The sequence below is a fragment of the Pseudomonas sp. EggHat1 genome (assembly GCF_014892995.1).
In the GTDB taxonomy this organism is placed as follows: Bacteria; Pseudomonadota; Gammaproteobacteria; order Pseudomonadales; family Pseudomonadaceae; genus Aquipseudomonas; species Aquipseudomonas chaetocerotis.
On sequence record NZ_JACKQK010000030.1, the window covers coordinates 1 to 7754 of the forward strand.

Annotated in this window: 6 protein-coding genes and 1 pseudogene; 1 reads left to right on the top strand and 6 read right to left on the bottom strand. The window is 58.7% G+C overall.

All coding sequences use genetic code 11. The features are described from left to right. A partial coding sequence (locus INS93_RS24465) for a zinc-binding dehydrogenase (protein ID WP_192985842.1) occupies positions 1-756 on the top strand: 756 nt, incomplete at its 5' end. Positions 757-982: 226 nt separating this feature from the next. Here INS93_RS24465 and INS93_RS25200 read toward each other — a convergent pair. The 6 genes and pseudogenes from INS93_RS25200 to INS93_RS24490 form a co-directional block, all read right to left on the bottom strand. Next, positions 983-1738, bottom strand: a complete 756-nt coding sequence (locus INS93_RS25200; protein WP_372241828.1) for a methyl-accepting chemotaxis protein — start codon at positions 1736-1738, stop codon at positions 983-985. A 150-nt stretch (positions 1739-1888) separates the two neighbouring features. Further along, positions 1889-3121 (bottom strand): annotated as a pseudogene (locus tag INS93_RS25205) (PDC sensor domain-containing protein); the annotation flags it as partial. 232 nt (positions 3122-3353) lie between these two features. Next, positions 3354-4796, bottom strand: coding sequence for an NADP-dependent succinate-semialdehyde dehydrogenase (gene gabD / locus INS93_RS24475; RefSeq protein ID WP_160017826.1), 1443 nt, complete (start codon positions 4794-4796; stop codon positions 3354-3356). 75 nt (positions 4797-4871) lie between these two features. Then, a complete protein-coding gene (locus INS93_RS24480; RefSeq protein ID WP_192985844.1) occupies positions 4872-6515 on the bottom strand; it encodes an acetolactate synthase large subunit in 1644 nt (547 codons plus the stop codon). A 43-nt stretch (positions 6516-6558) separates the two neighbouring features. Then, complete coding sequence (locus tag INS93_RS24485) at positions 6559-6903, bottom strand: antibiotic biosynthesis monooxygenase family protein (RefSeq protein WP_192985845.1); 345 nt, start codon at positions 6901-6903, stop codon at positions 6559-6561. A 44-nt stretch (positions 6904-6947) separates the two neighbouring features. After that, positions 6948-7754: zinc-binding dehydrogenase (locus INS93_RS24490; RefSeq protein WP_192985846.1), on the bottom strand; the 807-nt coding region annotated here is incomplete at its 5' end.

A 7754-nucleotide genomic window follows, 5' to 3' on the forward strand; every position in this document is an offset into this window, starting at 1 on the left:
CCGGGTGTGACGAGCTTCGTGCCAGGTGACGAAGTCTGGTACACCACGCAGATTTTCGAAGGCGATGGCAGCTATGCCGAGTACCACGTTGCATCCGAAAGCATCATCGGCAAGAAGCCGGCATCGCTGAGCCACCTCGAGGCGGCAAGCTTGACGCTGGTGGGCGGGACAGTCTGGGAAGCACTGATCGGGCGTGTATCGCTGAGGGTTGGGGAAAGCATTCTGATCCACGGCGGTGCGGGTGGCGTCGGCCACGTGGCGATCCAGGTGGCCAAAGCCATTGGCGCCCGGGTGTTCACCACCGTGCGCGAAGCGAACTTCGAGTTTGCCCGGGGTCTGGGTGCCGATGTGGTCATCGACTACGAACAAGAGGATTACGTTGACGCCGTCCTGCGGGAAACCGATGGCCAAGGCGTGGATGTGATCTTCGACACCATCGGCGGCGACACCCTGACCCGCAGCCCCGACGCGCTCGCCCAGCTCGGCCGTGTGGTTTCGATCGTGGACATTGCCAAGCCGCAGAACCTCATTCAGGCCTGGGGCAAGAACGCCAGCTACCACTTCGTCTTCACCCGCCAGAACCGCGGCAAGCTCGATGAACTGAAGGCATTGGTCGAGCGCGGCCAGTTGCGCCCTCATATTGGCGCGGTCTATTCGCTCGCTGATATCGGGCTCGCGCATGCGCTGCTGGAGACGCCCAACAATGGTCTTCGCGGGAAAGTCGCGATTGCCGTCGAGCCCTCGCTCATCCCGTAAGTGCGCAATATTGAGGCCTAGCTGCACGGGGCTGCTGATCCCGGACACCGATCCAGGCGAGAATCCTTGCCGTTAGAGAGGTGTCCGATTAGCAATTAAAGACGGACGTTTTTCGCAGCGTTAAAGCGTGAGGCCACTGCCTTGGAGTGGGATCAAGGCTACAGCCATATCTGAGCCTAAGGCAGTAGCAAGACACTTGAGTTTTATAAAGTGAATAGCTGGCCAATCAAACCTTGAAATGCTCCACTAGATTTTGTTGGTGATTGGCGAGACGGTTCAGGTCCTGACTGACCTGTGCCGACTGATCCGCTTGGCCAGAAAGAGACTCCGTTACGTCCCGTATGGCTGCCACGTTGCGATTGATTTCCTCAGCCACGGCGCTCTGCTCTTCTGCTGCACTGGCAATCTGCATATTCATATCGGTGATTACCGCGATAGCGTCACCAATACTCTTGAGCGCAGCTACAGCATGCTCCACTTTCGCAACACTGCCTTGAGCATGTGTGTGGCTGTCATGGATGGATGCAACGACCTCGCGGGTATTCTTCTGCAGCCCTTCGATCACCTCTCGGATTTCTTCGACCGAATCCTGGGTGCGCCTGGCCAGGCTGCGGACCTCATCTGCCACCACGGCAAAACCTCGCCCAGCATCTCCGGCGCGTGCAGCCTCGATTGCGGCGTTCAGCGCCAACAGATTCGTCTGTTCGGAAACCGCTCGAATTACCTCCAACACCGAGCCAATACGCTCACTGCTGTTGGCTAGTGTCCGTACCTGGGCCATAGCTGCGCTCATCTCGCTTGAAAGCTGCGAAATCGCTTGAGTCGTGACATCTATTACAGCCAGCCCATCGCGTGACGCCTGATCGGCGTTGCGTGCAGCTTCGGCCGCCATGGCCGCACTGTGAGCGACGTCCTGTGCTGTCGCACTCATCTCGTTCGAAGCCGTCGCGACCTGCTCGACCTCATGGAATTGCTGATGCATACCCGAACTGGTCTGACTGGCGATGGCAGCCGCTTGATTTGCTGTACTGCGCGCGTCCAGCACCGAGCTCTTAACGTCCGCGAAAATAGGTTGAAGCTTGTCGAGAAACCGGTTGAACCCACCGACAAGCTTCCCAAGTTCATCTTTATGACCATATTCAAGGCGCCGTGTCAGATCACCTTCTCCGGATGCAATATCCTTGAGCATGTTCGCAACTCCGAGAATGGGCCGAGTCACGCCTCGGGCCGTCAGTGACACCAGGAGTAATCCCAGGATCGCTGTACCCAAGCCGATGACTAACTCCATCCAAGCGCCTTCGGCCTTGCGCGCATCCATCTCAGACTCCAGCGCCCTGGCCGGCGCCAGCAGAACGTTCGTCGGCATTTCCAGAATGATTGCCCACGCTTTAGAGCCCGGTATGGGTTCGAAGGGCGCCAGAACCTGCAGGCTACCTCCTGCATCACGTTTGGTGATCCGTCCCTGATTGAGCAGACTCTTTATATCTGCTGCCGCTTCAGGGAAGACCTGGGCCAACTGATCGCCAAGTCGAGCAATGTCCCGACTGTGCCCTGCAAACAAGCCTGCTGGCGTGACGATGCTGATCCCACCTTGTCCCTCGAAAAGCCCTGCGCTGCCACTTAGGGCCAGCTCCTGAAGCGTACCGATGCGGATATCCATCCCCACTACGCCAAGCACTTTCGCATCGTCAATCACCGGAAAGGCGAGCGTCGTGATCAGTTCTTTCTGACCCGATGTTTCATCGAAGTAGGGTTCCAGCAGGCAGGGTTCTCGGCTCTGCAGCGGGCAGTGGTACCAAGTGTTGTAAGGGCTGCCATCGAGCATGGGGGTGGTGTCGTTAATCACTGCTTCGGAAGGTGCCAGACCGCTGATCTGACCGTTTTGCTGGGCCCAATAGGCAGAGAAACGCCCCACTTCATTACTGGCTGCATCGGATTGGCCCAGAAACTGAGTGTCCTCACCGATGGCGTTCGGCACGGCGATCATGTAGATGCTCAGTAACTGAGGGCTCGCCTGCAGTGCTTCCTTTACTTGCTGATTCAGGTTAAGGCGCACTACGCCAGGCTCGATTTGTAATTCCCGAGCTAGCTTGAGAGTGGCAATTACCTGTCGAGTCAGGTTCGCCCCATCCTTATAGGACGACAGGAAGTAACGCTGAATCATCAAGGCCTGTGCCTTACCTTCACCTTCCAAGCGCTCTTGCGCGGAAGTCGCCAGCATTTGCGTACTGGTCGCCTTTACCAGTTCAGTGGAGACACTCATGCGATGCAGCGATACGCCTATAAGGATCGCTACGGTCGCTAACAGGCAGAGCCCCGCAAGAAGTGTAATTTTCCATTGAATGGACAATTTGTTCACGAGCATGGTGGGCGTTCCTGAGCAGGTGGCGAGATGTGCTGAAACATGACCTATGACTGCTACAGCTTCCGTTTCTTAAGCGTTTGCCCCAGACAATATGCAGACTTGCAAGAGCCTCTGGCCTCACTTATCAATCTGCATGCTTCAGCTCAGGAGTTTTCTGGGGCCAACGCTGACAGGCACAGGCGTTGTGAAACTTGGTAAGTTTGCGTGACCAGCGCTCACTGCACCGAGAACCTCATACGCTCAGACACAGGTATTTGATCTCCAGGTAATCCTCGATACCGTATTTGGATCCTTCACGGCCCAAGCCTGAGGCCTTCATGCCGCCGAACGGTGCGACTTCATTGGAAACAAGACCGGTGTTGACGCCAACCATGCCGTATTCCAGGGCTTCCGCCACACGGAACACACGGCTCAGGTCACGCGCAAAGAAGTACGAGGCCAGACCGAACTCGGTGTCGTTCGCCATGGCGATGACTTCGGCTTCGTCTTTGAAGCGAAACAGTGGAGCCAGTGGGCCGAATGTCTCTTCCTTGGCCACGGCGGCATTGTTTGGCACGTTGGTCAGGATGGTCGGCTCAAAGAAGTTGCCTTCGATGGATTTGCCGCCGGACAGCAGGGTGGCGCCTTTGGCAACTGCGTCGGCGATATGTTCCTTGACCTTGGCCACGGCTTTTTCGTCGATCAGGGGGCCAGCGTTGGTGCCATCTTCCAGACCGTTACCGACCTTCAGTTTCGCCACAGCCACCTTCAGCTTCTCGGCGAATGCGTCGTAGACCGAATCCTGGATGTACAGACGGTTGGCGCAGACGCAGGTCTGGCCGTTGTTGCGGTACTTGGAAATGATTGCGCCTTCGACGGCCTTATCCAGATCTGCGTCGTCGAACACGATGAACGGCGCGTTACCACCCAGTTCCAGCGAGACCTTCTTGATGTCCTTGGCGCATTCGGCCATCAGCTGACGACCGATTTCGGTCGAGCCGGTGAAGGTCAGTTTGCGTACGATCGGGTTGCCGGTCAGCTCGCTGCCGATGTCGCCGGCGCTGCCAGATACCACGTTGAATACGCCATTCGGGATGCCGGCACGCTGCGCCAGTTCAGCCAAGGCGAACGCGGTGAATGGGGTTTGCGAGGCAGGCTTGAGCACCATGGTGCAACCGGCGGCCAGGGCCGGGCCGGCTTTACGGGTGATCATCGCGGCCGGAAAGTTCCAGGGCGTGATGGCGGCGGTGACGCCAATCGGCTGTTTCATCACGATCAGGCGCTTGTCCGGCTGGTGGCCCGGAATGACGTCACCGTAAATACGCTTGGCTTCTTCGGCGAACCACTCGATAAAGGAAGCGGCGTACACGATTTCACCCTTGGCTTCGGCCAATGGTTTGCCTTGCTCCAAAGTCATCAGACGCGCAAGGTCGTCCTGCTTCTCGATCATCAGTTCGAACCAGCGACGCAGCTTGTTCCCACGTTCTTTGGCGGTCAGCGCGCGCCACGCAGGCAGTGCCTTGTCCGCGGCTTCAATGGCTCGGCGGGTTTCGGCGGCGCCCATTTTCGGCACGCTGCCCAGAATCTCGCCCGTTGCCGGGTTGTCGACCTTGATTGTCTGACCACTGTCCGCGTCAACCCACGCACCATCGATGAAGGCCTGCTGGCGGAACAGCTGAGAGTCTTTGAGTTGCATGATGAACTCCGATTTCAATACGGAAAGGCTAGCGGCACCGCAGTGCCGCCATTGAGAGACGCGGGTATCGAGAGATCAGACCAGGGCACTTCTTCTCTTGATCTCACTGTTGAGAATGAAGTCATTCTCCGAGTAGTCCACCGGACAATCGATCACGTGCACGCCTGGCTCGCTGATGCAGCGCTGTAACAGAGGCAGGAAGCCCTCGGCGCTTTCCACGCGATGGCCCTGAGCGCCGTAGCTTTGCGCATACATGACGAAGTCCGGGTTGCCGTAATCCAGGCCAAAATCGGTGAAGCCCATGTTCGACTGCTTCCAGCGAATCATGCCGTAGCCGCCGTCGCGCAGGATGATGACCGTCAGGTTCATCTTCAGGCGTACCGCAGTTTCCAACTCCTGGCTGTTCATCATGAAACCGCCGTCACCACAGACTGCGACCACCGGGCGATCCGGGCAGACCAGGTGCGCCGCCATGGCCGACGGCAAGCCAGCGCCCATGGTGGCCAGAGCGTTGTCGAGCAGCACGGTATTCGGCTTGTGCGCCTTGTAGTTGCGCGCGAACCAGATCTTGTAGATGCCGTTATCCAGCGCGACGACGCCATCGGATGGCAGGGCCTGGCGTACGTCGGCGACGAAGCGCTGCGGATAGATCGGGAAGCGGTTGTCGTCAGCGCCCTCGACAATCTGCTCTTCATTGGCCTCGCGAATCGTCATCAGCCGGCTGAAGTCCCAATGTTCCTGAATCTGCAATGCTTCGCCGATCTGCCAAACGGCGTTGGCGATATCGCCGATCACTTCCACCTGTGGGAAGTACACGGCATCGACTTCGGCGGAACGGAAGCTGATATGGATAACTTCGGTACCGCCACGCACCATGAAAAACGGTGGCTTTTCGATTACGTCGTGGCCGATGTTGACGATCAGGTCGGCGGCCTCGATGGCGCGGTGCACGAAATCGCCCGCGGACAGCGCGGCATTGCCCAGGAAGCGTGGGTGACGCTCATCTACCACGCCCTTGCCCATCTGGGTGGTGACGAAGGGTATGCCGGTCTTGTCGATCAGTTGCTTGAGCACCTTGGCGGTCATCTTGCGGTTGGCGCCAGCGCCGATCACCAGAATCGGAGTCCGGGCGTTCTGCAGTTTCTCGACCGCACCTTCAATCGCCTTGTGCTCGGCCAGCGGGCGACGGTGCAGGCTCGGCGGGATCGGCGTGCTTTCGGTCTGCTCGGCGGCGATGTCTTCCGGCAGTTCCAGGTGCACGGCACCGGGCTTTTCTTCTTCAGCCAGGCGGAAAGCTTCGCGCATGCGAGCCGGAATGTTGTCGGCCGAGGCGAACTGGTGGGTGTATTTGGTGATGGGAGCCATCATCCCGCATACATCGATGATCTGGAACCGGCCCTGCTTGGACTTCTTGATCGGCTTCTGGCCGGTGATCATCATCATCGGCATGCCGCCCAGATAGGCATAGGCACCGGCGGTCACCAGGTTGGTGGCGCCAGGGCCGAGGGTCGACAGGCTGACGCCGGTCTTGCCTGTCAGGCGGCCGTAGGTAGCGGCCATGAAACCTGCGGACTGCTCATGACGGGTCAGTACCAGCCTGATCTTCGATTTGCGCAGCGACTCCAGCAGGTCGAGGTTTTCCTCCCCCGGAATGCCGAATACGTATTCGACGCCTTCGTTTTCCAGGCATTGCACAACAACATCAGCGGCCTTGGCCATTGCTTCACCTCACTGTCTGTAGGCGCTTGCGCGCAATTTAAGGTTAAGGTACTGCCACGCCAAAGATGCCGTTTTGGTCTTCATCCTCTGCCGCACTGAAAGCCGCTGCCTCGATGTGATAGACCGTCGGCTCTTCCGAAAAATATTCCTCCAGGCCCAGCATGAAAGTCTGATGGTCGTCACTCGCCTCGAAACCCGGCGTGTGGTCCTCGAGTGACGCCCAACGCACGATCAGGTTGAAGCGCTCGGGGCTTTCGATACCGGGCGCGAGCATGTGGCCGCCATAACCCTTGGCGCGCTGGAGCAAGTGAACCACTTCGGCAAATGCACGTTTGAACTGTTCAACTTGTTCTTTGTGAACGGGCAGCAGAGCGATTTCATAAATCATGGGGGCACTCCTTCATATCCAGTTAAATGATTAAAAGTGCACGCTTACGGGGCGAGCGAGGGCTCGACGGCAATCGCGACTTTCCCGCGCAGACCATTGTTGGGCGTCTCCAGCAATGCATGAGCGAGCCCGATGTCAGCGAGTGAGTAGACCGCGCCAACATGGGGGCGCAACTGGCCGCGCTCGACCAGTGCCTTCAGTTCATCGAGCTTGCCGCGGTTCTGGCGGGTGAAGACGAAGTGGTAGCTGGCGTTCTTGCCCCAGGCCTGAATGAGGTTCTGCGGCTTGGCAATGTCCACGATCGAAACCACGCGGCCGAGCTGGGCGAGCGCGTCGGGGCTGCGCGTCAGGGTGTCGCCGCCAATGGTGTCGAAGATCACATCGACGCCGTGGCCATCGGTTTCCCGCAGGATGGCGTCAACGTAATCCTCTTGTTCGTAGTCGATGACCACGTCGGCACCCAGACCCCGGGCGAACTCGAAGTTCGCTTCACGCACGGTGGTGAACACCCGGGCGCCAATGGCTTTGGCCACCTGGATCGCGACATGGCCGACGCCACCGGCGCCGCCGTGGATCAGAATGCTTTCCCCGACCCTGAGTGAGACACGCCCGACCAGGGCTTCCCAGACCGTCCCGCCCACCAGCGTCAGGCTTGCCGCCTCGAGATGGCTCAGCGATGCCGGCTTCTTGCCGATGATGCTTTCGGATGCAACGTGGTACTCGGCATAGCTGCCATCGCCTTCGAAAATCTGCGTGGTGTACCAGACTTCGTCACCTGGCACGAAGCTCGTCACACCCGGGCCTACAGCTTCGACGACGCCGGATACGTCATGCCCGGTAATGGCGGGGAG

Excerpts from the sequence above, each read along its gene's own strand:
- INS93_RS25200 (WP_372241828.1), bottom strand. The coding sequence starts at position 1,738 with ATGCATCAGCAATTCCATGAGGTCGAGCAGGTCGCGACGGCTTCGAAC.
- gabD (WP_160017826.1), bottom strand. The coding sequence starts at position 4,796 with ATGCAACTCAAAGACTCTCAGCTGTTCCGCCAGCAGGCCTTCATCGAT.
- INS93_RS24480 (WP_192985844.1), bottom strand. The coding sequence starts at position 6,515 with ATGGCCAAGGCCGCTGATGTTGTTGTGCAATGCCTGGAAAACGAAGGC.
- INS93_RS24485 (WP_192985845.1), bottom strand. The coding sequence starts at position 6,903 with ATGATTTATGAAATCGCTCTGCTGCCCGTTCACAAAGAACAAGTTGAA.